The organism is Pseudomonas sp. Lb2C2, assembly GCF_052112205.1.
In the GTDB taxonomy this organism is placed as follows: Bacteria; Pseudomonadota; Gammaproteobacteria; order Pseudomonadales; family Pseudomonadaceae; genus Aquipseudomonas; species Aquipseudomonas kilonensis.
In genome coordinates this window covers 280,700-307,334 of sequence record NZ_JAUTYW010000008.1, presented here as the reverse complement: position 1 = coordinate 307,334, position 26,635 = coordinate 280,700, and the positions used below count along the sequence as shown (strand labels likewise).

The following is a 26,635-nucleotide window of genomic DNA, read 5'->3' as shown; positions in this document are numbered from 1 at the left end:
GGCACCCGCAATCCATTGTGGGAGCGAGCTTGCTCGCGATAGCGGTGGGTCTGCTTGTGGTGATGTTGGATGGGCCGGCGCCTTCGCGAGCAAGCCCGCTCCCACAGGGTTTGGTGTTGTGTCTGGATACTGCTCCGAACCTGGATGATCAGCTTGCGGGGCGCTCGTTGATTGTGCTCGCGGCCTGGAACAGGATTTTCGCGACGAAATCGATTTCCTGTTCGGTGATGATCAGCGGCGGCAGGAAGCGTACGGTCGCGCCGTGGCGTCCGCCCAGTTCAACGATCAAGCCGTGCTTCAGGCATGCCTGCTGGAAAGCCTTGGCCCGTGCCGTGTCCACCGGCGGATGGCCTTGGACATCACGGGCGCCCTGCGGATCGACGATTTCCATGCCGAGCATCAGGCCGCGTCCACGCACATCGCCGATCCAGGCGAACTCGTTTTGCAGTGCCTGCAATTGTTTTTGCAAGTGGGCGCCCACCGTTTCGGCGTGCTGGACCAGGCCTTGATCGCGGATAAAACGCAAGGTCGCGGTACCCGCCGCCATCGCCAGTTGATTACCGCGGAACGTGCCAGCGTGGGCACCCGGTTGCCAGACGTCCAGCGACTCGTGGTAGACCATGACCGACAGCGGCAACCCGCCGCCGATGGCTTTGGACAGGGTGATGACATCCGGCGTGATGCCCGACTGCTCGAAGCCGAACATCCGCCCGCTGCGGGCAATGCCGCACTGGATCTCGTCGACGATCAGCGGAATGCCGTGGGCCTGGGTCAACCGGCGCAGTTCCTGCAGCCAGCGGTCCGGCGCGGCAATTACCCCGCCCTCGCCCTGGATCGGCTCCAGGATCATTGCCGCCGGTGCAGTCACCCCGCTTTCCGGGTCGTTGAGCAAGTGCTCGAGGTAGCGCACGTTCAACGTGACCGCTTGATCGCCGGCCACCCCGAACGGGCAACGATAATCATGAGGGAACGGCAGACGCTGTACCCCGGGCATCAATGCACCGAGGGCATTTTTCGGCGACAGGTTGCCGCTGATGGCCAGCGTGCCCAGGGTCATCCCGTGATAGGCCCCTTCGAACGCCAGGACCGAGTGCCGCCCGGTGGCGGTACGGGTCAGCTTGAGCGCGGCCTCGACCGCATCGGCGCCACTCGGGCCGCAGAACTGGATGCGTGCATGGCGAGCGAACTCGCTGGGCAGGCAAGCGAAAATTTCTTGGACAAATGCGTCCTTTACAGGGGTCATGAGGTCCAGGGTGTGCATCGGCACACCGGCCGCCATGACCTGGGTGATGGCTTCGATGATCACCGGGTGGTTGTGCCCCAACGCCAGGGTCCCGGCGCCGGCCAGGCAATCGATGAACACTTGCCCTCGGCTGTCCTGCACATAAATGCCATGGGCCCTTTCAAGCACCAGGGGAATACGTCGCGGGTAACTGCGGGCGTTGGACTCCTGCTGTTGCTGACGTTCCAGCAACGGCGTCGAATCGAGGCAGTAAGGACTCGACAGACCGGTGTGCAACAGGCGTAGCTGTTGCGCGCCACCCGCTGTGACATTCGGAAAAGCACTCATGATTTCCTCCATGGAGGCTGGGTTTGGAAGGGAACGAACAGCCTGGAAACAAACATCCGAAACGTTGCAGGACAGACGCGGGGAGATTGCCTCCCCGCGCCCGTGGGTTTTACATGTCGTAGCGCAGGATCATCCCCACCGTGCGCGGTGCGCCGACGTCGATGATGTCGTCGTTGCGATTGTTGGTGACGTACTCCTTGTCGAACGCATTCTTCACGTAGGCAGACACTGCGACGTTCTTGGTGACTTTGTACTCGGTGTTGAAATTCACCAGCACATAGGCGTCGCTCTTACGCTCACCGGTGACTTTGCCGTTCGTGTCGAACTCATACTCCGAAGGTGCAGTGCTCTGATAGACGATGTCCGTGCCGAATATCAGGCGATCGTCGAAGCGATAGACACCACCCACCGAGGCCTTGTATTTAGGCGAGTAGAGGAACGACTCGCCGCTCCTGTCCTGACCACTGTCAGAGACGAAGTCCTTGTATTTGCTATCGGTAATGGCGCCACCGACGTTCAGGGTCAGTTGTTCGGTGATGTCTTTTTCGACGAAGACCTCCAGACCCTTGATCTCACTGCGACCGGCGTTGTAGATATCAATGACGCTGCTACCGGTCTGCCGCACGCTGACCTGCTGATCTTTCCAGTCGGTGTAGTACAGGTTCGCGCGAGTACGCAGGGTCTTGTCGAAGAACGAACCGCGATAGGACAGCTCGTAGTTGGTGGTGTATTCGGGATCGTAGGCCTGGTGACCGCTACCGGAGCGCAGGTTGACGCCACCACCGCGATAGCCCTTCTGCACCATGAAGCCGAGGTACTGGTCCGTTGCCAATTCGTAGTCAATACCGAGTTTCGGCAGCACGGCATCAAACGATTTCTTGATTTTCTCGGGAACGAAGCGGCCGTCTTCCTCGATGTCGGTATTGTTCGTCTCATGGTCGTAACGCAGGCCAGTGATCAACGTCCAGCGCGGCGCGAATGTCCAGTTGACTTCACCGAACACCGCCTTGTTTTCAATCTTGGTATCACCTTTGACGGTACGAACCAGAACGTCATCGAACAACAACCGGTCGTGGAAGTTGTTGGTGTTGTGGCCATAGTAGGCACCGACGAAACTCTTCACCGTGTCCGAGTCGTAATTCAGACGCAGTTCCTGACTGAACAGGTTGCCGTCTTGTTTACGCAGAACGACCTCGTTGTCCACCGCTGTCTGGTCAAAGTCCAGGCGGTTGCTGTAGTCCGTACTGGTATTGGCGGTCATGCTCGTCAGCGACCAGGCATCGTTCAGGCGGTAATCCACCTTGGCGCTGAAAGTGTCTTGCTTGAGGTTGTCGAAGGCCTCGGTATTGGACGCGATGTCGTAATAGCTCGGCTTGCCATCGGCGCCGCGCATCGTCGAGCGGTCACCCTGGCGATGTTCGTTATGGGCATAAGTCAGCAAGACGTCAGTGTCGTCATTGGGCAGGATCAGCAACTTACCGCGGGCGTTGCTGGTGCGATGCGGGTTGGCATCTTTATCGAGCGTGGTGTTGCGGATGTAGCCGTCACCGTCGGAATAATCCACGGCGATACGCCCGGCGATCTTCTCATCGACGATGGCCCCGCCACCCGCCACGGCCGCACCGTGCTCACCGTAGTTGCCCACGCTGGTCTGCGCCGAGAAGCTCGGTTCGAAGGTTGGGTTCTTGGTTCGGATAACCACCGCACCAGCCAGGGAGTTCCGACCCTGGGTGGTGGATTGCGGACCGAGAAAAACCTCGACCTGCTCGGCATCCCAGAGCGGGACCGGGCTGAGGGTCAGCGCGCGGTTCGGCTGCACGGCACCGTCGACATACACCGACACCGCACCGTTGAGGGCGGCCGGGCCCTGGTCGTCAAAACCGGACACCGGCACGCCACGAATCCCCCAGTTCTCGTTGCCGGCCTGGCTATAGACGCCGGGCGTGCGGGCAAACACATCCACCAGGTCCTTGTCGCCGTGCTCACGCAGATTCTTGTCGGTGACAACCACGACGCTGGACTGGGTCTTTTCGAGGGTACGGTCGATTTTTTCACCCGTCACGGTGATTGGAGCAATCTCCATCTTGCCGGCTTCTTCAGCCGCCCAAGCACCGTTGCTCAGGCCTATGGCCGACCCTACAGCCAACGCAATTGTATTCTTTTTGAAATTCACGCCCCGCTCCCCTGCGACAGATATTTTTAGGTTTTTTGAGCTGGCCGAAGGCTGTTTGGCGCCAGCGGAGCGGAGTCTAATTCAAAAAAAAAATTAAATAAATAGTATTGATAATCCATCTCATTTGTACCTAGTATGTCGTCTTGTATCGACTTACATACACTACAGACGAGTCCTACAACACTGACCGCTGCCCTGCTTTCAAGGTCTTGTGACTGGTCGAAGACGCTATAAGAGGATGCACAAGGATGACCTCAATCGAACACCTGAACGGGCGTTCCGAGCTGTTTTCAATGGCGCCCACGGATGCAAGCGCCCAATCGCTACCCTTGCTGGTGCAGGGGACGTCGGGACAGTCGATCCACGACCTGGACGCCTCGATTCGCGACAGCCTGGCCCATGCCCTGACCACGGTTGGCGGCGTGCTGTTCCGCGGTTTTACCGTCGCCACGCCCATCGATTTCAAGCGTTTCGCTGCCAGCTTCGGTGCACCGCTGGCCAGTTACGAATTCGGTTCCACGCCGCGCAGCAAAGTCTTCGCCGGGGTCTATAGCTCCACCGAGTACCCGGCCCATCAATTCATCCCGCTGCACAACGAGCAGGCCTACACCCGTCCCTGGCCTTCGCGCATCTGGTTCCACTGCATCAAGGCCAGTGAAACCGGCGGCGAGACCCCGATTGCCGACAGCCGCCTGATCTACCAGCGCATGCCTGCCGAGATTCGCGAGCTGTTCGCCAGCCGCGAGTTGCTCTACGTGCGTAACTACAGCGGCGCACTGGACCTGCCCTGGGAAAAAGTCTTCAACACCCAGGACCGTGCCCAGGTCGAACGCTACTGCCAGGACAACGACATCGAGTGGGAATGGAAAGCCGATGGCGACCTGCGCACCCGCCAGCGTTGCGCCGCCGTGCAGCAGCATCCCGAGACCGGTGAATGGGTCTGGTTCAACCAGGCGCACCTGTTCCATGTCTCGGCCATCGAACCGAGCGTACGCGCCAGCCTGCTGGCGGCGGTGGGTGAAGAGAACCTGCCGCGCCATGTCTATTTCGGCGATGGCTCGCCGATTGCCGACGGCATGCTCGACACCGTGCGCGAGGTCTACCGCGAGACTGCCATCAGTTTCCCCTGGCAGCCCGGCGATATCCTGATGCTCGACAACCGACTGGTGGCACACGGTCGCAATCCTTTCACCGGTGACCGCAAAGTCATCGTGGCCATGGCGTGAATTGCACATGTTTTCATTCGAACACTGGATCGACGTGCTGGAAACCAACGCCCAGCACTTCCCTCAGCGTGCCGCCCTGCATTTTTTGCCGGACGGCGTAGAGATCGGCGAAACCCTGACCTTTGCCCAACTGCGCGAGCAATCCCAGTCCCTGGCGGCCGCGCTGCAAGCGCGTTATGCGCCGGGTGATCGCGTGCTGCTGATGCTGCCCAGCAGCCTCGACTACGCCCGCGCCTTCTGTGCCTGCCTGTATGCCGGCCTGATCGCGGTACCGTTGTTTCCGCCGCCGTCGCGCAAACCGCGTCACCTGGACCGCGTCCGCAACGTGGTGGTGGATGCCGAACCGGCGCTGATTCTCGCACCGGCAGACTATTGCGAAGGCTTGCTGGAACTGGTGGAGGGACGCGTCGATGTGCTGACCGTCCAACACCTGGGCACGCCACCGGCCAGCCAGTGGCAACGCCCGGCCATCGACGGTTCGACCGTGGCCTTCCTGCAATACACCTCGGGCTCTACCGGTTCGCCAAAAGGCGTCGAGGTGCGTCAACGCAACCTGATCGCCAACGTTGAACTGATGCGCCAGGCCTACGCTTTCGACGAGCACGGGGCCATGGTCAACTGGCTGCCGCTGTACCACGACATGGGCCTGATCGGCGGCATGCTGGCCCCGCTCTACAGCGGCATGCCGTGCTACCTGATGGCATCCCAGACCTTCGTCAATGCGCCGTCGACCTGGTTGCAGGCGTTGAGTCGCTACCGCGCCACCGCCAGTTTCGCCCCCAACTTCGCCTATGCCCTGTGCAACCGCGTGGTCAGCGACAACCTGATCGCGCAGCTCGACCTGAGCGCCTGGAAACACGCGATCAACGGCGCCGAACCGATCCACCCCGGCACCCTCGAAGCCTTCGCCCAACGCTTTGCCGCGTGTGGCCTGAACCCGTTGGCCATCAGCCCCGGGTATGGCCAGGCCGAAGCAACCCTGTGCGTCAGCGCCACGCCGGCCGACGCGCTGCCAGTGGTACTGCGCCTGGACAAAGCCGTGCTGGAGAGCGGTCGGGTGGCCCTGGCGGCGGCCGATGCCGCTGCCGTGGAGTTCGTCGCCTGCGGTTACCCGCAAGCCTTGCACAGCATCGCCATCGTCGACCCGCACACCTTCGAACGCTGCGCCGCCGACCGCATCGGCGAAGTCTGGCTCAAGGGCCCGAGCAACGCCGAATCCTATTGGAAGAACCCCGAAGCCACTCGTGAAGCCTTTGAAGCACGGATTGTCGGCTCATCGGAGCATTATCTGCGCTCCGGCGACCTGGGCTTCATGCACGAAGGCCAGGTGGTGATCTGCGGACGGCTCAAGGACCTGCTGATTCTCAACGGACGCAACCTCTATCCCCACGACATCGAATTCGCCATCACCGACGCCGAGCCGGGCATCCGTACCGGACGCATCGCTGCTTTCTCGGAAATGGACCCGGCACTGGGCCGCGAGAAACTGGTGATCGTCGCCGAGCCGCAACGCAAGTTCGTCGACCCGGCGCATCACCCGGCGCTGTTCGCGTCGATGCAAAACGCCGTGCGCGAAGCCGCCGACTGTGGCATCGACCAGATCGTGCTGGTGCAAGCCGGCACCATCCCGATGACCACCAGCGGCAAGATCGCCCGTCAAGGCGCACGCAAACAACTGGCCGCGGGCACGTTGAGCATCATTGCCCAGAGCGGTGGGCAGCCTGCCTCGAACGGCGAGCCCCTTGACCTTGCCCAGTTCAAGCACCTGGTGGCCGAAACGCCGCAACAGGCCCAGGTCGCCTGCCGCCAATGGCTGGAACAGACGCTGCACGCGGTCAACCCGTATCTGTCCGCCCACTTCGAACGCAGCCTGATCGGCCAGGGCCTGGACTCCATCGGCGTGGCCGACTTCGCTGCGCGCCTGCACCGGGACCTGGGCTGGAACCTCGAAACCCAGGACTTGTTCGGGGAAACCACCCTGGGGCAATGGGCGGTGGCCCTGCAAGGTTTCCTGAATGAACCGGCACCAATGGCCGAGGCGTCGACCGAGCAGACCAACCTCAGCCAGGGCCATCAGTCGTTCGCCCAGCGTCGCCTATGGTTCCTGCGCCAACTGAACCCGGACGACACCCGCCACAACCTGGTGCTGCATCTGCGCCTGCAAGGGCCGTTGGACATCGAGACCCTGGCCCTGCGCTTGAACGCGCTGGTCGAGCGGCATGGCGTGTTGCGCACGGTGTACCGCGACGGTGTCGATGGCCCGCAACAACAGGTGTTGCCGGCCACAGCGCTAGCACTGATCCATCATGATTTGCGTGAACAGAATGAAGCGCAGCAACAGCAGGTGCTGAGCGAGCACCTGGCCCACGAACACGCTACCCCTGTCGATCTGCAAGCCGGTCCGCTGCTGCGAGCGCAGTTGCTTAGCCGACATGACCAACAGCATGACCTGCTGCTGACCCTGCACCACATCGCCTTCGACGGCCGCTCGGCGCAAATATTGCTGGCGGAATTGGCGGGTTCGGCGGACGCCGCACTCCCGGGGCAATACCTCGATTTCGCCCAATGGGAAGCCCGGCACTGGAGCGAACAGCGGATCGCCACCGAGCAGGACTTCTGGCGCGGACACCTGGCCGGCATGCCGCAAACCTTGGAACTCGGTGGCAGCGGCCAGGCCCCGGGCGAACACAGCCTGGACTTCAACGTGCCCCAGGCCCGCTGCGAACGGTTGGCAGCGCTGGCCCGCGAGCAAGGCATGACCTTGTTCATGCTGTTGCTGGCCAGCTACCAACTGGTGCTCAAGCAACTGGGAGGCCAGCAGCAGTTCCTGCTGGGCACCGACGTGAGCGGCCGGCCACTGGCTGAGCACAACGACGTCATCGGTTTCTTCGTCAACCAGTTGACCCTGCGCTGTGACTTGCGCGGCGAACCGACCCTTGCCGGTCTGCTTGAGCGGGTTCGTGATGAAGCGCGCCTGGCCTATGCCCATCAAGGCCTGCCTTTCGACCTGGTGGTCTCGGCCCTGGCGCCGCAGCGCCGCCCCGGTCACTCGCCGCTGTTCCAGGTCAAGCTCAACTATCAACCGTCACGGGTGACCCCGACCGCCATCGCCGGCGCGCAGCTGTCCACGCTGGACGTGGCCCAGGCACCGGGAGATTTCCACCTGGTGCTCGACCTGGTGCACGGCAGCGAAGGCCTCGCCGCGACCCTCAAGTATCGCGGCGAATACTTCGACCAGCAGCGTGCCCTGCGCCTGCAACACCTGTGGACGGGCCTGCTGGAACAGCTACACACCCTGTTGGACGAGCCGCTGCCGGCGTTGGCCAAGCGCATCGACAACTGGGACCAGGCCTTTGCCCGGGAGCGACAACAGTCCCAGGCGCTGGCCGGTCGCAGCCAGATGATGCAAGCCAAACGTCGCTCCTTGTCCCTTTAACCGAGTCGGATGCCGTTATGTCTATCGTGCCCCCATCGCCACGCGCCCTCGGCGCCGTGCGTCGCAAAGCCATGAACGTCTCGGAACAACAGTTGGTCACCGAGCGTCTGCTCAGCCCGGACCACGCCCTGCCCCTCGTGATCGAGCCGGCGGTCAGTGGCGTCGACCTGATCGCCTGGGCCACCCGGGAACGCGAGTCGCTGGAAAAGAAACTGCTGGAGTACGGCGCCCTGCTGTTTCGCGGCTTCAACGTCGCGTCCGTCGAGCAGTTCGACCAAGTGATCGCCGCCCTCTCCCCCGGCGCTCTGGAATACATGTTCCGCGCCTCGCCCCGGACAAGGGTCGGCGGCAACATCTACACCTCGACCGACTACCCGGCCGACCAGATGATTTTCCCCCACAACGAACACTCCTACTCGCCGCGCTTCCCGCTGCGGCTGTTCTTCTACTGCCAACTGCCGTCGGAAACCGGTGGTGAAACACCGATTGGCTCGACCCGCGCCGTGAAGGCCAGGATCAGCCCGCAGATTGAAGCGAGGTTCAGGAAAAAAGGCGTGTTGTACGTGCGCAACTACGGCGACGGTTTCGGCCTGCCGTGGCAGACCGTGTTCCAGTCCGAAGACCGCAGCGAAGTAGAGGCCTACTGCGCCAGCGTCGGCATCGAAGTGGAATGGAAAGACAACAATCGCCTGCGCACTCGTCAACGCGGGCCCGCCATGGTGCGCCACCCGCGCACTGGCGAAGAGGTCTGGTTCAACCACGCCACGTTCTTCCACATCAGCACCCTGCCCGAACGCATCCGCGATTCGCTGCAAAGCAACTTCAACGACCTCGACCTGCCCACCAACACGTTTTATGGCGATGGCGAACCGATCGAGCCGCACGTGCTGCAATCGCTGCGTGCGGCCTACCTCGATTCACTGGTGCGCTTCAGTTGGCAACAGGGGGACGTGTTGTTCATCGACAACATGCTCGCCGTGCATGGTCGCGAACCCTTTACCGGCAAGCGCGCCATCATGACCGGCATGGCTGAAGCCCTGCTGTCGAGCGACGTTGCCGTCTGACATTCAACGGGTCCACCCGCCGTTCGCAGGAGGCTTGCCTGACACGTGTCCAGCAAGCCCCGACGTCTGTGCGGTGATCCAGGCTCAAGCCCTTTTCCAGTCGAGATGAACATGAGCGGACTTCAAGGTTTTCGTATTTCGCCGCAACAGGCATCGGTTTACCCCCACATCAACAGCGCGGCGGAGCACCCGTTCAGCTGCCATTTGCAATGGTCGCTGTCGCAGCCGCTGGACGTCGATGCACTGAACAACCGCTTGCAAACCCTGGTGGCCGGCAGTGAAATCCTGCGCACGCGCCTGATGCCCGTGCCCGGCCTGCGCCACCCGGTGCAGGTGATTGACGAAGCCGGCTCGCTGGCGGTGAATCTCCAGGACTTGCGCCAGCACAGCCGCGTCGACCAGGACGCCGCGCTGGCCCGGCTCGCCGACCAGCCCCGTGACTGGACGACCCCACTGTGCGTGACCCTGGTGCGCCTGTCCGATGAACAAGCGGTCCTGGACCTGGCGGCGGCCAGCAGCCACTTCGACCTCGCCAGCCTGAAATGGCTGGCCGGCGCACTGCTGCAAGACAACCCCACGGACCTGTCCGACACCTTGCAGTACGCCGACTACGCCGAATGGCGCTGGAGCCTGGTTGAAGACGCGCCGGACCATCCGGGCGTGAGCTTCTGGAAGCCCTCGGGCGAAACCGAACAGGCCTCCTTGCAACTGCCGCTCGAAGCAGCCCTCGAGGGCGGTTTTTCACCGACCCGGCTGGACCTGACCCTGCCGAGCGACCTCGCCCGTCACTCGGCCCTGACCCCGGACCTGCTGCTGGCGGCATGGGCAGCGGTGCTGGGACGATTGGTCGGCCAGCAACAGGTGCCGCTTACCCTGATCCATGAAAGTCGCGGCGCGGAACTGGAAAGCACCCTGGGCCTGTTCGAGCAGTGCCTGCCCGTGAACATCGAACTGGATGCCCAGGCGACCCTGCTGGAACAAAGTACGCAAGTGGCCGCCACCCTGGAACGGGCAGTCGGCTGGCAAGACTATTACACCGGCCACATGAACGCCGGCTATGCCTTTGCCTGGCGCTCGGGCGATGCCCGGGAGCGTCATGCCAGCGCGGTGATGAACCCGCTGAAGGCGTGCCTGAACGTCCGCCAGTTGCCCGACCGCCTGCACGCGCAGCTGGTCTACGACCGCCATGCCCTCAGCGCCGAAGCCGCAGGCTGCCTCGCCGAGCAATGGCTGCAACTGCTGCAAGGCGCCCTGGCTGAACCGCAACAGGCCTGGGCCCAACTGCCCCTGGGTGGAACGCTGCAATCACAGTTGATCGGCACCGGCGCGAGCGTGCCATCCATCGAACAGGTGACGCTGGTGGAACTGATTGCCCGTCAGGTTCGCCAGCAACCGAACGCCATCGCCCTCAGCGACCAGGACGGCGACCTGAGCTACAGCCGCCTCGACGCCTGCGCCACGCAACTGGCCCATCGACTGGTCGCCGCAGGCATCGGTCCCGGGGTGCCCGTCGGCATCCTGTTCGCCCGCAGCAACGCGGCCATTGTCGCCATGCTCGCCGTCTTGAAAGCCGGTGGCGCCTACGTGCCGATCGACCCGACCTACCCAGCCGACCGTCGCGCCTACATGCTCGCCGACAGCGCCATCGCCCACATCGTGGTCAGCGCCGAACTGGCCGACAGCGTGCCGGCCAACCTGCAACGCTTCGTGCTGGATGACCTGGCAGCGCCGGACCTCGGCGATTGGCCGACGCTGCCGTTGCCGGCCGCGAACGACCTCGCCTACTTGATCTACACCTCAGGCTCTACCGGTGCGCCGAAAGCCGTGGAAATCAGCCACGGCGCACTGAGCTTCTCGACCCAGGTGCGCATGGCCGCCTATGAAGCCCCGGTGCGCGCGTACCTGCTGCTGTCGTCGTTTGCCTTCGACAGTTCGGTCGCCGGGATTTTCTGGACCCTGGCCCAAGGCGGACGCCTGGTCTTGCCCGCCCCGGGTGAAGAGTTGGAAATGTCCCGACTGGCGCAACTGATTGCCCGGCATCAGGTCAGCCACGGCCTGTCGCTGCCGTCGCTGTACCAGGCCCTGCTCGACCAACTGCAGCGCAGCGCAGGCACCGACAGCCTCGCCTGCTGGATCGTCGCCGGTGAGGCTTGCCCGCCGTCGCTGATCGCGCAACACAGCAAGACCCTGCCCCACGCCCGGCTGGTGAACGAATACGGTCCCACCGAGGCCACCGTCTGGGCCACCTATGAGGTGTTGGAGCCAAACCGCAACGTCAGCATCGGCCGCCCCATCGCCGGCATGGACCTGCGCCTGCTGAACGAATTCGACACCGGATGCGGCATTGGCGAGCCAGGGGAAATCGTCCTCGCCGGCCCGACCCTGGCCCGCGGCTATCGCCACAAACCCGAAGAAACCGCCAGGGCCTTCGTCACCCTGGCCGACGGCACCCGCGCCTACCGTACGGGCGACTTGGCGTGCTGGTTGGCCGACGGGCGCCTGGCGTTCCTGGGGCGCAAGGATCATCAGGTCAAGGTGCGCGGCTACCGCATCGAGCTGGGCGAGATCGAACGCCAGTTGTGCAGCCACAGCGACGTGCGCGAAGCCGCGGTGATCGTCCAGGAACACGCCGCCGGCAAGCGCCTGCTCGCCTACATCCTGGCCGCCCACGGCTACGCGCCGGACTCGGAAGCGATCAAGCGTTTCCTCGGTGAGCGCCTGCCGTCGTACATGGTGCCGGCCCTGGTGCTGACCCTGGCGAGCTTTCCGCGCACGCCCAACGGCAAGCTCGACACTCGGCAGTTGCCCGACCCCGACCAGTTCGACGAAAGCGCCCACGTGGCGCCGCGCAACGCCATGGAAACCACCCTGCAAGCCATCGTCGCCAAGGTCTTGAAGCTCTCGACGGTGAGCGTCACCGACAACTTCTTCGCCATCGGCGGCGACTCGATCCTGAGCCTGCAAGTGGTGGCCCTGGCCCATGAGCAAGGCATCGCGCTGTCGGCCAAGCAAGTCTTCGAACGCCAGACCATCGCGGCCATGGCCGAGGTCGCGCAACCGCTGGACCCGAGCGCCGCCGAGCCGCAAGCCGAGAGCACCGAATTCAGCGCCTCGGGCCTGTCCGATGACGAAATGCAAGCGCTGATGGCCGAACTGGACGAGGCCGACCTATGAAAGGTTGCTCCCGTCGCCAGGCCATCACCGTTGCCCCTTTTTACGCAGGACGCTTTCAATGACCACCGAAAAAAACACCGGCAACCCGATCGAAGACATTTACCCGCTGTCGCCGTTGCAACAAGGGATGCTGTTCCACTCCCTGCTGCACGAAGACTCCGGTGTGTACCTGATGCAGGATCGCTACCGCATCGGTGGGGCCATCGATGAAGTGGCGTTCCTCGAATCGTGGCGCCAGGTGGTGGCGCTGCACCCTTCCCTGCGCGCCAGTTTCCAGTGGAAAAGCCAGAAGCAACCGGTGCAGGTGATCCATCGCCAGGTCAAGGTACCGCTGGACACCCTCGACCTGCGCGGGCTCGCCCCCCATGAGCAGGAAGCGCGAATCCGCACGCTGCTGGAAGACGAGCAGAAAGTCGGCTTCAACCTGTCGAAGCCACCGCTGATTCGCTTCCGGTTGGTGCGCCTGGGCGATGAGTCCTACGAGTTCATTCGCAGCTTCCACCACATCCTGATGGACGCCTGGTGCATTTCCCTGGTGACCGTGGACTTCCTCAAAGTCTACGAAGCGCTGTGCAACGACCGCACGCCAGAGCTGAAAAGCCCTCGGCCGTTTCGCGATTACATCCAGTGGCTGCAACGCCAGGACGCGGGCAAGGCCGAACAGTTCTGGCGCGGCCAGTTGCAAGGTCTCAACGCCCCCACGCCACTGACCGTGGACAACGGCGTGACCCGCGACCGCTACACCGATGCGGTGCTGGTGGACGACCAACTGATTCACCTCGACGAACAGGAAACCCAGGCACTGGCGGTGTTCTGCCGCAGTCGCCGGATCACCCCGAACACGTTCTTCCAGGGCGTCTGGTCGCTGCTGCTGTCACGCTACAGCGGGCAACAGGACGTGGTCTTCGGCGTCACCGTGGCCGGGCGCCCGGCCGACCTGACCGGTGTCGCGGAAATGATCGGCCTGTTCATCAACACCTTGCCGCTGCGGGTTTCGGTGGACCCGAATGCCTCGCTCGGCAGTTGGCTGGGCGACCTGCAAAAGCTCAACGTCGACATGCGCGACTTCGAACACACGCCGTTGACCGACATCCAGGGCTGGAGCGATTTTCCCCGGGGCGAAACCCTGTTCGACAGCATCCTGGTATTCGAAAACGCGCCCATCGACGAACAGATTCTCGAAGGCGGCTTCCAGTTCAGCCTCGAAGGCATGGACCACAGCGTGCACACCCACTACGGCTTGACCGTGGTGATCCTGCCGGGCGAACAGCTGGGCATCCGCGTTTCCTATGACCGCGAACGTTTCGAAGCCGCCACCGTGCAACGCCTGCTGGGCCACATCGCCAGCCTGGTGCGCAGCATGCTCGCCGCACCCGAGGCGCCGTTGGCCAGCTTCGAGCTGCTGGCCGCCGAGGAACGCCAGCAATTGCTGGGCGAGTGGGCGCTCAACCCGCATGATTTTCCGCTGGATCAAAGCTACGCCGAGCTGTTTGCCGCCCAAGTCGCCCAGCGCCCAGGACAGATCGCCGCGACCTGCGACGGGGAGTCGCTGACCTACGCCGAGCTGGACCTGCGCTCCACGCGCCTGGCCCATGCCCTGCGGGAGGCCGGCGCTGCTGAAGACCAACTGGTCGCGCTGGTGGCCCCCCGTGGCCTGGCGCTGTTGAGCATGATGCTGGCGGTGTTCAAGGCCGGTGCGGCGATGCTGCCCCTTGAAGTCAATCACCCGCCCGAGCGCCTGCGGGAAATCCTCGGGCTGTCCCGCGCCCCACTCCTGGTCGCCAGTGAAACCTGCAGCGGCCTGCTCGATCAACTGCTCAGCGGCCTCGACCAGGCACCCGAGGCGCTGTTCGCCGAAGCCTGCTGGACGTCCGGCAACGACGCGTCACTGCCGATGCTCGCAGGCCCCCACAGCCTCGCCTACGTGCTGTTCACCTCGGGTTCGACCGGCACGCCGAAGGGCGTGATGATCGAACAGCGCGGCATGCTCAACAACATCTTCGGCAAAGTACCGGCCCTGGGGCTCAGCGCCGCCGACCGGGTTCCCCAGACCGCCTCGGTGGCGTTCGACATTTCGGTGTGGCAGTTCCTCGCCGCGCCGGTGCTCGGCGCCACCGTGCACATTCTTCCGGATGAAGTCGCCCACGACCCACAACGCCTGTTGCAAGTGCTCGCCAGCGAGCGCCTGAACGTGCTGGAAATCGTCCCGAGCCTGATGCGCACCTTGCTCGCGCTGTGCCCGTGCGACTTGCAACTGCCGGACCTGCGCTGGGTGTTGCCTACCGGCGAAGCCCTGCCGCCGACCGTGGCCCGCGACTGGTTCGCACGGTTCCCCGACATCGCCCTGATGAACGCCTACGGGCCGGCCGAATGCGCCGACGACGTGGCCTTCCAGCCGATCTTCGCCGCACCGGGGGCCGAGGTCAGCCACATGCCCATCGGCCAGCCGACCGCCAACAACCGCCTGTATGTGCTGGACGAATCCCTGCGCCCAGTGCCGGTGGGCGTGGCCGGGGAAATCTGCGTCGGTGGCGTCGGCGTTGGCCGCGGTTACCTGCTCGACCCGCAGCGCACCGCTGACGCGTTTATCGACCACCCTCAACTCGAAGGTCGCCTGTACCGCACCGGTGACCTGGGACGCTGGCGTGCAGACGGGGTGATCGAATACCTCGGCCGCCGCGACCAGCAGGTAAAATTGCGCGGGCACCGGATCGAACTGACGGAAATCGAACACCGTCTCGCCCAGCACCCCAACGTACGCGAAGCCGCCGTCCTGCTGCGGGAAAATACCGTCGGCGAAGCCTGGCTGGTGGCGTACTGGTCGGCCCATGACGAAACCCTGGGCAGCGACGGCCTGAGCGAACACCTGCGCACGCAACTGCCGCCGTACATGGTGCCGGCGGCGTTCGTCTGCCTGGACAAACTGCCCCTGAACAATAACGGCAAGGTCGATCGCAAAGCCCTGGCCGCCCGGGAGCTGGACTGGCAGGCCGACACCCAGCAAAGCGTCGCCCCGCGCAACGCGCTGGAAACCACCGTCGCGTCGATCTGGGCCGAGGTCCTGGGACGCGATACGGTGGGCGTGGAAGACAACTTTTTCACCCTCGGCGGACACTCGCTGCTGGCGACCCAGATCGTTGCCCGCCTGCGCACTCAGTTCAAGCTCGACCTGCCGTTGCGGGTGCTGTTCGAACAGCCGACCGTGGCCTTGCTGGCCGTGGCCATCGCCGCCCGCCAGGCCGAGGCCGCCGCGCCGCAAGCCAACACGATCAGCGTGCCCAAGGCCCAGCCACGCCCGACGCTGCTGCCGCTGTCGTTCTCGCAACAACGCCTGTGGTTCATCGAGCAACTGACGCCGGGCACCACCCTGTTCAACATCCCGTTCGCCCTGCACCTCAAGGGTGAACTCAACGTCGAGGCGCTGCACGCCAGCCTGAACGACCTGCTGGTGCGCCACGAAATCCTGCGCACCGGCATCCACAGCACCGACGGCGCGCCGTGCCAGCGCATCAGCCCAGCGCTGGACATCGCGCTGCCCTTCGAAGACTTGTCGGGCCTGACCGCCACCGCTCGCGCTGGCGCGCAGTTCACTGCCCTGCAAGACACCTTCGAGCAGCCGTTCGACCTGACCTGCCCACCGCTGCTGCGTGCGCGCTTGCTGCGCCTGGCGCCGGATGAACACGTGCTCGGCATCGCCCTGCATCACCTGGTCTCGGACGCCTGGTCGGCCACCATCGCCCTGCGCGAGCTGGCCCTGGGTTATGGAGCCCGTTGCAACGGCGCCCCCGCCGAACTGCCGACCCTTCCGCTGCAATACGCCGACTTCGCCCTCTGGCAGCGCGAACACCTGCAAGGCGCCGAACTCAAGCGCCAGCTCGATTACTGGACCACCACCCTGGACCGGCGCGACAGCGACGCCAGCCCGCTGCTGGCCTTGCCCACCGATCATCCGCGACCATCGGTACAAAGCTACCGCGCCGGCATCGTGCCGCGTGAACTCAGCGCCGACCTCAGCGCCCGGGTGCAAGCCTTCGCCAGTCGCCTCGGCACTACACCGTTCACCGTCCTGTTCGCCGGCTTTGCCGTGTTGATGCACCGCTTGAGCGGCGACGCCACGGTGCTGGTCGGCACCCCGGTCACTCACCGTGAACAACCGGGCACCGAAGGCCTGCTGGGCATCCTGTTGAACAATCTGGCGATCCGCGCGGACTTCGAGCCGCAAGCGGACTTCACTGTCCTGGTCAAACAAGTGGCCGAGCGTCTGCGCAGTGGCCTGCTGCACCAGGACCTGCCCTTCGAGCAACTGGTGGACAGCCTGCAACTGCCACGCAGCCTCAGCCATGCGCCGCTGTACCAGGTGATGGTCGCCCAGCAACTGGCCATGGAGTCGCGGTTGCGCTTCCCCGGTCTGGCATTCGAAGCCCTGGACACACCGCTGCGGCACTCCGAATGCGACCTGGATCTGCACGTGCTGTGCCCGGCCAACGCACCGATCCAGCTGAATCTGTTGTTCGCGCTGGATTTGTTCTCTGCCGACAGCGCCCGCCAAATGTTGGCGCGTCTGGAGCAGTTACTTGAGGGGATGATCGCTACACCACAACGGCCAATCGCCGAGTTGCCTCTGCTCAGCGCTGCGGAGCATCAGCGCACGCTGATTGATTGGAACGCCACCGAGAGCCACTACAGCGGCCCAACTAACCTGCACACCGCCCTGAGCCAGCAAGCCGCCCTGAGCCCCAACGCCCCGGCGCTGGTGTTCGAAGGCCAGCGCCTGAGCTATGCCGAGCTGGACCAGCGGGCGCAAGCCGTCGCCCGTGCCCTGCGCGCCGCCGGTATAGGCACCGACAACATCGTGCCGCTGTGCATGGAGCGCTCGGTGGAGATGGTCGTGGCCTTGCTCGGCATCGTCCATGCCGGCGCCGCGTGGCTGCCGCTGGATCCCGAACTGCCTGCCGCGCGCCTGGCGTTCCTGATCGAAGACGCCGACGCCCGGGTCACCTTGACCCAGGCGCAATGGCTGTCGCGCCTGCCGGTCGGGCATCAGGCCTGGACCCTCGATACTTTGCCCCAGGCCCCCGCGTTCGAACCGATCAACGTCGAAGCCAATAACCTGGCCTACGTGCTCTACACCTCCGGTTCCACCGGCCAACCCAAGGGCGTGATGAACGAACACGGCGCCTTGATGAACCGCCTGCACTGGATGCAAGACGCCTTCCCGATTGGCCCGAACGACCGCGTCTTGCAGAAAACCCCGTACAGCTTCGACGTGTCGGTGTGGGAGTTCTTCTGGCCGCTGATCACTGGCGCGACCCTGGTGGTTGCCCGCCCGGACGGTCATCGCGACCCGGCCTACCTCAGCCAGTTGATCCAGCAGGAACGGGTCACGACGTTGCACTTCGTCCCGTCGATGCTGCGTGCCTTTGTCGAAGAGCCGAGCCTGGTCGATTGCCAGAGCCTGCGCCAGGTGTTCGCCAGTGGCGAGGCCTTGCCGGTGGACCTGGTGCGACGCTTCATGGGTCAACACCCGGCAGCGCTGGTCAACCTGTATGGCCCGACCGAAGCGGCCATCGACGTCTCGGTCTGGCGCTGCTCGGCGGACGATGTGATCGTGCCAATCGGCAAGCCCATCGCCAACCTGCGCTTGTACATCCTCGACGAGGCGATGCAACCGTTGCCGATTGGCAGCATCGGCGAGCTGTACATCGGCGGCGTCGGTGTGGCCCGGGGTTACCTGAAACGCCCAGACCTGACCGAAGAACGCTTCCTCGCCAGCCCGTTCGTGGCCGGGGATCGCCTGTACCGCACCGGCGACCGCTGCCGCTTCCTGGCCGATGGCAACATCGAATACCTGGGGCGTCTCGACCATCAGGTGAAGTTGCGCGGCCAGCGCATCGAGCTGGGGGAAATCGACGCTGCGCTGCTGGCGCAGGTCGGTGTTCGCGACGCCGCCACCTTGTTGCTGGACCAGCGTCTGGTGAGTTTCTGGTGCGGTGACGCCGATGAGGTCACCCTGCGTGCCGACTTGAGTGACAGCCTGCCCGCGCACATGCAGCCAAACCTGTTCGTGCAGCTCGACCACCTGCCGCTCAACAGCAACGGCAAGCTCGACCGCAAGGCCCTGGCGGCTACCGCACTGCCAAACATCGACGACAGCCAACCTCATGTGGCACCGCGTAACGCCACCGAAACGGTGCTGAGTAGGCTGTTCTGCGAAGTGTTGGAACGCTCGGATGTCAGCGTCCACGATAATTTCTTCAGCCTTGGCGGTCACTCGCTGTTGGCCGCGATGCTGTTTACCCGCTTGCGTCAACGGTTCACTCGGGTGCCCCCACTGCGTAGTCTTTTTGAAAACCCGACACTGTCTGCCTTCGCGAGCCAGCTCGGCGATCCTTTGGATACTCCCGCCTCCACTTGGACCGGAGTGTCAAGGCCCAGCCGCCTGCCGCTGTCGTTCGAACAGCAACGCTTGTGGTTCCTTGAACAACTGAGCACCGGCGGTGGCGAGTACAACGTGGTCAGCGCCGTGCAACTGGACGGCGCACTCAACGTCCAGGCCCTGCGCACGGCCCTGAACAGCGTGGTCCAACGCCACGAGATCCTGCGCAGCCGCATCGTGCGCGATAGCGACGGCGAGTTGGCGCTGGTGATCGAACCCCAGGTCGATATCAGCCTGCAGGTGACGGCACTGCAAGCGACCAGCGACGAGCAATGGCTGCAACTGACCGACGCGGCGATCCACGCAGAAACCGGCCGCCGCTTCGATCTCGCGGTCGAAGTACCCGTCCGTGCCACGCTATTGCAACGCAGCGGCGCCGCCCAGTCGCTGCTGTTGCTCAACGTGCACCACTGCGCCACCGATGATGCCTCCAGCCAGAACCTGCTGGATGAACTGCGACAGCTCTACACCGCCCAGTGCCAGGGCGCCCCGGCAGCACTGCCAGGGCTGGCGCTGCAATACCCCGATTACGCCATCTGGCAGCGCGAACCCGGTCAACAGACCGCGTTCAGCAGCCAACTGGAATACTGGCGCAACCAACTGGAGGACGGCGACTACCTGCTGGACCTGCCAACCGAACAGGGCCGGCCAAACCAGCTCGCCCCGGCGGCCGGCGCGGTCCAACTGCAATTGCCGCCCGTTCTGGTGGAACGCCTGCGACAGTTCGCCCAGCAACGCGGTGCCACGCTGTACATGCTCATGCTCGGTGCCGCGCAATTGCTCTTGGGCCGCTATGCCAACCAGCGCGACGTGCGGATCGGCAGCCCGGTGGCCCAGCGTCCATTCGCCGAGCTGCAGCCGCTGATCGGCTGCTTCGTCAACACCGTGGTCATGCGTGCCGACCTTGATCCGGCGCTGGACTTCGAAGGTTTGCTCGACCAGGTGCGCAACCGTGTGCTGGATGCCCAGCAGCATCAGGACGTGCCGTTCGAGCAGGTCGTCGAGCACTTGAAGCCTTCGCGCAGCCTCGGCCAGACGCCGCTGTTCCAAGTGCTGTTCGCCATGCAGAACGCCGACTCGTCGAGCCAGCCATGGCCGCAGTTGCAGGTCAGCGAACGCGCCGTGACCGCCCAGGCCACCAAGTACGACCTGAACTGGGAAGTGCACGACGGCGAGGTGCTGTCGGTGTTGCTGGAATACCGCGCCGCGCTGTTCAGCGAAACCACGGCCCGGCGCTGGCTGGAACAATGGCAACAACTGCTGGAAGCCATGCTCGAAACGCCACAAACCCGCCTCAGGGATTGGACACCGTTGCCAGCGGCCGAGCGTCATCGCCAGTTGATCGAGTGGAACGCCACCGAGCGCCACTACAGCGGCCCAACCAACCTGCACACCGCCCTGAGCCAGCAGGCCACACTGAGCCCCAACGCCCCGGCGCTGGTGTTCGAAGGCCAGCGCCTGAGCTATGCCGAGCTGGACCAGCGGGCGCAAGCCGTCGCCCGTGCCCTGCGCGCCGCCGGTATAGGCACCGACAGCATCGTGCCGCTGTGCATGGAGCGTTCGGTGGAGATGGTCGTGGCCTTGCTCGGCATCGTCCATGCCGGCGCCGCATGGCTGCCGCTGGATCCGGAACTGCCTGCCGCGCGCCTGGCATTCCTGATCGAAGACGCCGACGCCCGGGTCACCTTGACCCAAGCGCAATGGCTGTCGCGCCTGCCGGTCGGGCATCAGGCCTGGACCCTCGATACTTTGCCCCAGGCCCCCGCGTTCGAACCGATCAACGTCGAAGCCAATGACCTGGCCTACGTGCTCTACACCTCCGGTTCCACCGGCCAACCCAAGGGCGTGATGAACGAACACGGCGCCTTGATGAACCGTCTGCATTGGATGCAGGACGCCTTCCCGATTGGCCCGAACGACCGCGTCTTGCAGAAAACCCCGTACAGCTTCGACGTGTCGGTGTGGGAGTTCTTCTGGCCGCTGATCACCGGCGCGACCCTGGTGGTTGCCCGTCCAGACGGGCATCGCGACCCGGCCTACCTCAGCCAATTGATCCAGCAGGAACGGGTCACGACCTTGCACTTCGTCCCGTCGATGCTGCGTGCCTTTGTCGAAGAGCCGAGCCTGGTCGATTGCCAGAGCCTGCGCCAGGTGTTCGCCAGTGGCGAGGCCTTGCCGGTGGACCTGGTGCGACGCTTCATGGGTCAACACCCGGCAGCGCTGGTCAACCTGTACGGCCCGACCGAAGCGGCCATCGACGTCTCGGTCTGGCGCTGCTCGGCGGACGATGTGATCGTGCCAATCGGCAAGCCCATCGCCAACCTGCGCTTGTACATCCTCGACGAGGCCATGCAGCCATTGCCGATTGGCAGCATCGGCGAGCTGTACATCGGCGGCGTCGGTGTGGCCCGGGGTTACCTGAAACGCCCGGACCTGACCGAGGAACGCTTCCTCGCCAGCCCGTTCGTGGCCGGGGATCGCCTGTACCGCACCGGCGACCGCTGCCGCTTCCTGGCCGATGGCAACATCGAATACCTGGGGCGTCTCGACCATCAGGTAAAGCTGCGCGGTCAACGCATCGAGCTGGGGGAAATCGACGCTGCGCTGCTGGCGCAGGCCGGTGTTCGCGACGCCGCCACTTTGTTGCTGGACCAGCGTCTGGTGAGTTTCTGGTGCGGTGACGCCGATGAGGTCACCCTGCGTGCCGACTTGAGCGACAGCCTGCCCGCGCACATGCAGCCAAGCGTGTTCGTGCAGCTCGACCACCTGCCGCTCAACAGCAACGGCAAGCTCGACCGCAAGGCATTGGCCGCCACGCCGCTGCCACAGGGCCAAAGCGACCAGCCGCGCACCGCGCCGCGCACGGTCACTGAAACCGTGCTCTGCGAACTGTTCAGCGAAGTGCTGGGTGGTTCGGAAGTCGGCATCGAGGACAACTTTTTCCAACTCGGCGGCCATTCCTTGCTGGCCACCCGCCTGGTCAGCCGGGTTCGTGAACGCCTGGGGGTTTCCCTGCCCTTGCCGCTGGTGTTCGCCCAACCGACGGTCGCGGCCCTGGCCGAGCATCTGCGCGCGGCCATGCCCGGTGAGTCGATCAGCGCACACCCGCGCCCGGCGCAATTGCCCCTGGGCCTGGCTCAACGCCGGTTCTGGATGCTCAGCCGCCTGGTACCGGAGTCCCGCGAGTACCACATGCCATTCGCCCTGACCTTGCGCGGCGAGTTGCAGGTCGAGGTCTTGCGCGAGGCCTTTGCGCAGGTCAGCCAGCGCCACCTGGTGCTGCGCAGCCGTATCGTCGAAGTCGACGGCGAGCCGCAATTGCTGATCGACGACCACGGCCCGGCGCTCGCGGTGACATCCGTTGCGAGCCAGGACTGGGCAGCGACCTGCGCCAACGCCCAGGACGAACTGATGACGCCGTTCGACCTGGCCGCCGCGGCGCCTTGGCGTGCGCACCTGTTGCAACGCCAGGGCAGTGTCGAAAACCTGTTGCTGGTGTGCCTGCATCACAGCGCCACCGACGGCTGGGCCATGCAGTTGCTCATCGACGAACTGACCCAGGCCTACGCCGCTGGCCTGAACGGGCAGTCGCCCGCCTGGGCACCGCTGGAAATCGACTACGTCGATTTCGCCCTGTGGCAACAGCACCCGGACACCCAGGCCCGGCGCAATGACAGCCTGGACTACTGGAAAAACCACCTGGGCCAGGACGACTACCAGCTCGACCTGCCCATCGACCATCCACGCGGCGCCGAAGCCGATCGCCGCGCCCGGCAACTCACCGTGCGCCTTGGCACCCAGCGCGCCGAAGCCATCCGGCAGTTCGCCCGTCAGCGCGGCACGACCACCTACGTGGTGCTGGCCACGGCCCTGAGCGCTCTGCTGGCCCGCTACAGCGGTCAGCGGGAGATTCGTCTCGGCACCCCGGCGGACCAGCGTGACCATGGGCAAACCCAGACGTTGCTGGCCTGCCTGGTCAACACCCTGGTGATCCGCAGCGACGTCGACCAACGGGCCCCGGCCGAGCAACTGCTGGCCAGCCTCGAGGCCGATCTGCGTGCAGCCCAAGCCCATGCTGACCTGCCCTTCGCCACCCTGGTCGGCGCTATCGCACAAAACCGCGACTTGAACCGTACGCCGCTGTTCCAAGTGCTGTTCTCCCTCAACTACGGCCGCATCGACAGCAGCCAATGGCCGGGGCTGAACGTCGAAGAACAGATGCTGCCGGTGATCGACGCCAAGTTTGAACAGAGCTGGGAAGTCCAGGACGACGGCAGCGACATGACGCTGGCGCTGGAATACCAATCGGCCTTGTACGACGAAGCGACGATGCAACGCTGGAGCGCGCAGTGGTGCGCGCTGCTCGATGCACTGATGGCAAGCCCTGGGCGCAGCCTGGTCGAACTGTTCCCGCAACAGCAGGATCAGCAGCAACTGGACCGCTGGAACGCCACCGACCGCCACTACAGTGGCCCGACCAATCTGCACACCGCCCTGAGCCAGCAAGCCGCCCTGAGCCCCAACGCCCCGGCGCTGGTGTTCGAAGGCCAGCGCCTGAGCTATGCCGAGCTGGACCAGCGGGCGCAAGCCGTCGCCCGTGCCCTGCGCGCCGCCGGTATAGGCAGCGACAGCATCGTGCCGCTGTGCATGGAGCGTTCGGTGGAGATGGTCGTGGCCTTGCTCGGCATCGTCCATGCCGGCGCCGCATGGCTGCCGCTGGATCCGGAACTGCCTGCCGCGCGCCTGGCATTCCTGATCGAAGACGCCGACGCCCGGGTCACCTTGACCCAGGCGCAGTGGCTGTCGCGCCTGCCGGTCGGGCATAACGCCTGGACGCTGGATGCGTTGCCAAACGCTGAAGTCGCAGAGCCGATCAGCGTCGACGCCAACGACCTGGCCTACGTGCTCTACACCTCCGGTTCCACCGGCCAACCCAAGGGCGTGATGAACGAACACGGCGCCTTGATGAACCGCCTGCACTGGATGCAGGACGCCTTCCCGATTGGCCCGAACGACCGCGTCTTGCAGAAAACCCCGTACAGCTTCGACGTGTCGGTGTGGGAGTTCTTCTGGCCGCTGATCACTGGCGCGACCCTGGTGGTTGCTCGCCCGGACGGTCATCGCGACCCGGCCTACCTCAGCCAGTTGATCCAGCAGGAACGGGTCACGACCTTGCACTTCGTACCGTCGATGCTCCGAGCCTTTGTCGAAGAGCCGAGCCTGGTCGACTGCCAGAGCCTGCGCCAGGTGTTCGCCAGTGGCGAAGCCTTGCCGGTGGACCTGGTGCGACGCTTCATGGGTCAACACCCGGCAGCGCTGGTCAACCTGTACGGCCCGACCGAAGCGGCCATTGACGTCTCGGTCTGGCGTTGCTCGGCGGACGATGTGATCGTGCCAATCGGCAAGCCCATCGCCAACCTGCGCTTGTACATCCTCGACGAGGCGATGCAACCGTTGCCGATTGGCAGCATCGGCGAGCTGTACATCGGCGGCGTCGGTGTGGCCCGGGGTTACCTGAAACGCCCAGACCTGACCGAAGAACGCTTCCTTGCCAGCCCGTTCGTGGCCGGGGATCGCCTGTACCGCACCGGCGACCGTTGCCGCTTCCTGGCCGATGGCAACATCGAATACCTGGGGCGTCTCGACCATCAGGTGAAGTTGCGCGGCCAGCGCATCGAGCTGGGGGAAATCGACTCAGCCCTGCTGAACCTGCCGGCCATCACCGGTGCCTGCACCTTGGTCATCGACAACCGCCTGGTGGCGTTCTACAGCAGCAGCACCGCGCAATCGGACCTCGACACCCAGCTCGCGGCCGAGCTGCCAGCCTACATGGTGCCAGCGGTGTGGGTACAAATCCCGGCCCTGCCCCTGAGCACCAACGGCAAGATCGACCGCAAGGCCCTGGCCGCGCTGCCCTTGCCGAATACCCAGAAGGACTACGCGGCACCGCGCAACGACCTGGAACGCCTGCTCTGCCAGTTGTTCGGTGAGTTGCTCGGCGAAACCTTGACCGGCGGCCGTGAAGTCGGCACCTCGGACAGTTTCTTCGCCCTGGGCGGTGACTCGATCCTCGGCCTGAAACTGATCTCGCGCTTGCGTGAACAAGGCTATTCGCTCACCCCACGGGACTTGTTCCGTTCGCCGACCCCGGCGGCCCTGGCCCATGTGACCACGGCGCTGCTGACCCAGGCCGAACAAGGTGATGTGACCGGGCCGATGCCGCTGATGCCATTGCACCAGTGGTTCTTCGACCAGCAGCAGGTCCAGGTCGCGCACTGGAACCAATCGGTGCTGGCCGACAGCGACCGCCGCCTGGAGCCGGCCATCGTGCAAGCCACGCTGGATCGACTGGTCGCCCACCACGACGCCCTGCGCTTGCGTTTCACCGACGTCGACGGCCAATGGCAGGCGCACATTGCGCCGGTGGCTACGGCACAACTGACCTGCTGCGAGCACCCGGAACAACTGCTGCAAGTCGCCCAGCGCCTGGACCTGCAACACGGCCCACTGTTTGCCGCGGCGCTGCTGGAAGGCATCCCGCAGCGCCTATACCTGGTGGCCCATCACCTGGTGGTCGATGCGGTGTCCTGGACGCCGCTATTGGAAGATTTCCAACAGCTGTACCCGGCACTGGAGCGTGGCGAGAACCCGACGTTACCGGCGAAAACCACCTCGTATCGCCAATGGAGCGAACACCTGCAAGCCCATGCCGCCAAGGTTACTGCCGAGCATCGCTACTGGAGTGCCCAGATCGGCGCAAACCAGCCGCCCATGGCCACGGTCGCCGAGCGCCAGACACTGTCGGCCCGCTGGGACGCCAGCCGCACGCACCAATGGCTGACCGAATCCCATGCGGCTTACCGCACGCAACCGGAAGAACTGCTGATCGCCGCCCTCGCCGCGACCCTGGCCGAGGTCGAACAGCGCAGCGACATCGTGGTGGACCTGGAGCGCCACGGGCGTGACGCACCGTTTGCCGGGCTGGACGTCGGCCGCACCGTCGGCTGGTTCACCACCCTCTACCCACTGCGCGTGAATGCCAGCGGCGCCGCGGGCGATCAGGTGCGCAACGCCAAGCAAGCCTTGCGTGACGTACCCGGCCTGGGCCTCGGCTACGGCTTGCTGCGCCAGCGCGGCGAGTTGCCGGCCAGCCACGGTGATGTGCTGTTCAACTACCTGGGGCATGAGCAAACGCCAGAGGGCTGGTTGCGCGCCAGCAGCCTGACCCCGCCGCCGAACGTGGCCCCGGCGAACCGAGTGACCCACGCCCGTGAAGTGGTGGCCTGGCTGGAGGATGGCGTGTTGCGTGTCGAGTGGCACAGCGTCACGCCAAACGCCGACAGCCGCTTGCCCGCTCGCCTGCTGGAACGTTTGCAGGCGCTGGTCGAACACTGCCTCGACCCGCAGGCCGGCTCGCTGATGCCCGCGGACTTCCCGCTGGCCAAGGCGCTGAACCAGAAATCCCTGGACAAGCTGCTGGGCAAGCTCAAGACCAAACCCAATTCCCAAAGCTAGCGAGCGGTGCGGCGCCGCCGCAGGTCTGAGACCTGCGCGGC

Annotated in this window: 7 protein-coding genes; 5 read left to right on the top strand and 2 right to left on the bottom strand. The window is 64.6% G+C overall.

From position 1 onward, the window contains the following. Positions 1–148 precede the first annotated feature (148 nt). Together Q7F16_RS24375 and Q7F16_RS24370 are read right to left on the bottom strand one after the other, a co-directional pair. The gene (locus Q7F16_RS24375) at positions 149–1,570 is read right to left on the bottom strand and encodes a diaminobutyrate--2-oxoglutarate transaminase (protein WP_082098052.1); all 1,422 of its coding nucleotides are present in this window, start codon (positions 1,568–1,570) and stop codon (positions 149–151) included. A 109-nt stretch (positions 1,571–1,679) separates the two neighbouring features. Continuing rightward, positions 1,680–3,743, bottom strand: coding sequence for a TonB-dependent receptor (locus Q7F16_RS24370; protein ID WP_046065493.1), 2,064 nt, complete (start codon positions 3,741–3,743; stop codon positions 1,680–1,682). A 248-nt stretch (positions 3,744–3,991) separates the two neighbouring features. Between Q7F16_RS24370 and Q7F16_RS24365 the strand changes: the two genes are divergently transcribed. The 5 genes from Q7F16_RS24365 (at position 3,992) to Q7F16_RS24345 (ending at position 26,594) form a co-directional block, all read left to right on the top strand. Then, the gene (locus Q7F16_RS24365) at positions 3,992–4,969 is read left to right on the top strand and encodes a TauD/TfdA family dioxygenase (protein ID WP_082098053.1); all 978 of its coding nucleotides are present in this window, start codon (positions 3,992–3,994) and stop codon (positions 4,967–4,969) included. Positions 4,970–4,976: 7 nt separating this feature from the next. Continuing rightward, positions 4,977–8,405, top strand: a complete 3,429-nt coding sequence (locus Q7F16_RS24360) for a condensation domain-containing protein (RefSeq protein WP_409556633.1) — start codon at positions 4,977–4,979, stop codon at positions 8,403–8,405. Between the two features lie 17 nt (positions 8,406–8,422). Next, positions 8,423–9,469, top strand: a complete 1,047-nt coding sequence (locus Q7F16_RS24355) for a TauD/TfdA family dioxygenase (RefSeq protein WP_409556632.1) — start codon at positions 8,423–8,425, stop codon at positions 9,467–9,469. Positions 9,470–9,580: 111 nt separating this feature from the next. Next, positions 9,581–12,643: a non-ribosomal peptide synthetase gene (locus Q7F16_RS24350; protein ID WP_409556631.1), complete on the top strand. Its 3,063-nt coding sequence runs from the start codon at positions 9,581–9,583 to the stop codon at positions 12,641–12,643. 58 nt (positions 12,644–12,701) lie between these two features. Next, a complete protein-coding gene (locus tag Q7F16_RS24345; RefSeq protein ID WP_409556630.1) occupies positions 12,702–26,594 on the top strand; it encodes a non-ribosomal peptide synthase/polyketide synthase in 13,893 nt (4,630 codons plus the stop codon). Positions 26,595–26,635: the final 41 nt, after the last annotated feature.

Excerpts from the sequence above, each read along its gene's own strand:
- Q7F16_RS24375 (WP_082098052.1), bottom strand. The coding sequence starts at position 1,570 with ATGAGTGCTTTTCCGAATGTCACAGCGGGTGGCGCGCAACAGCTACGC.
- Q7F16_RS24365 (WP_082098053.1), top strand. The coding sequence starts at position 3,992 with ATGACCTCAATCGAACACCTGAACGGGCGTTCCGAGCTGTTTTCAATG.
- Q7F16_RS24360 (WP_409556633.1), top strand. The coding sequence starts at position 4,977 with ATGTTTTCATTCGAACACTGGATCGACGTGCTGGAAACCAACGCCCAG.
- Q7F16_RS24355 (WP_409556632.1), top strand. The coding sequence starts at position 8,423 with ATGTCTATCGTGCCCCCATCGCCACGCGCCCTCGGCGCCGTGCGTCGC.
- Q7F16_RS24350 (WP_409556631.1), top strand. The coding sequence starts at position 9,581 with ATGAGCGGACTTCAAGGTTTTCGTATTTCGCCGCAACAGGCATCGGTT.
- Q7F16_RS24345 (WP_409556630.1), top strand. The coding sequence starts at position 12,702 with ATGACCACCGAAAAAAACACCGGCAACCCGATCGAAGACATTTACCCG.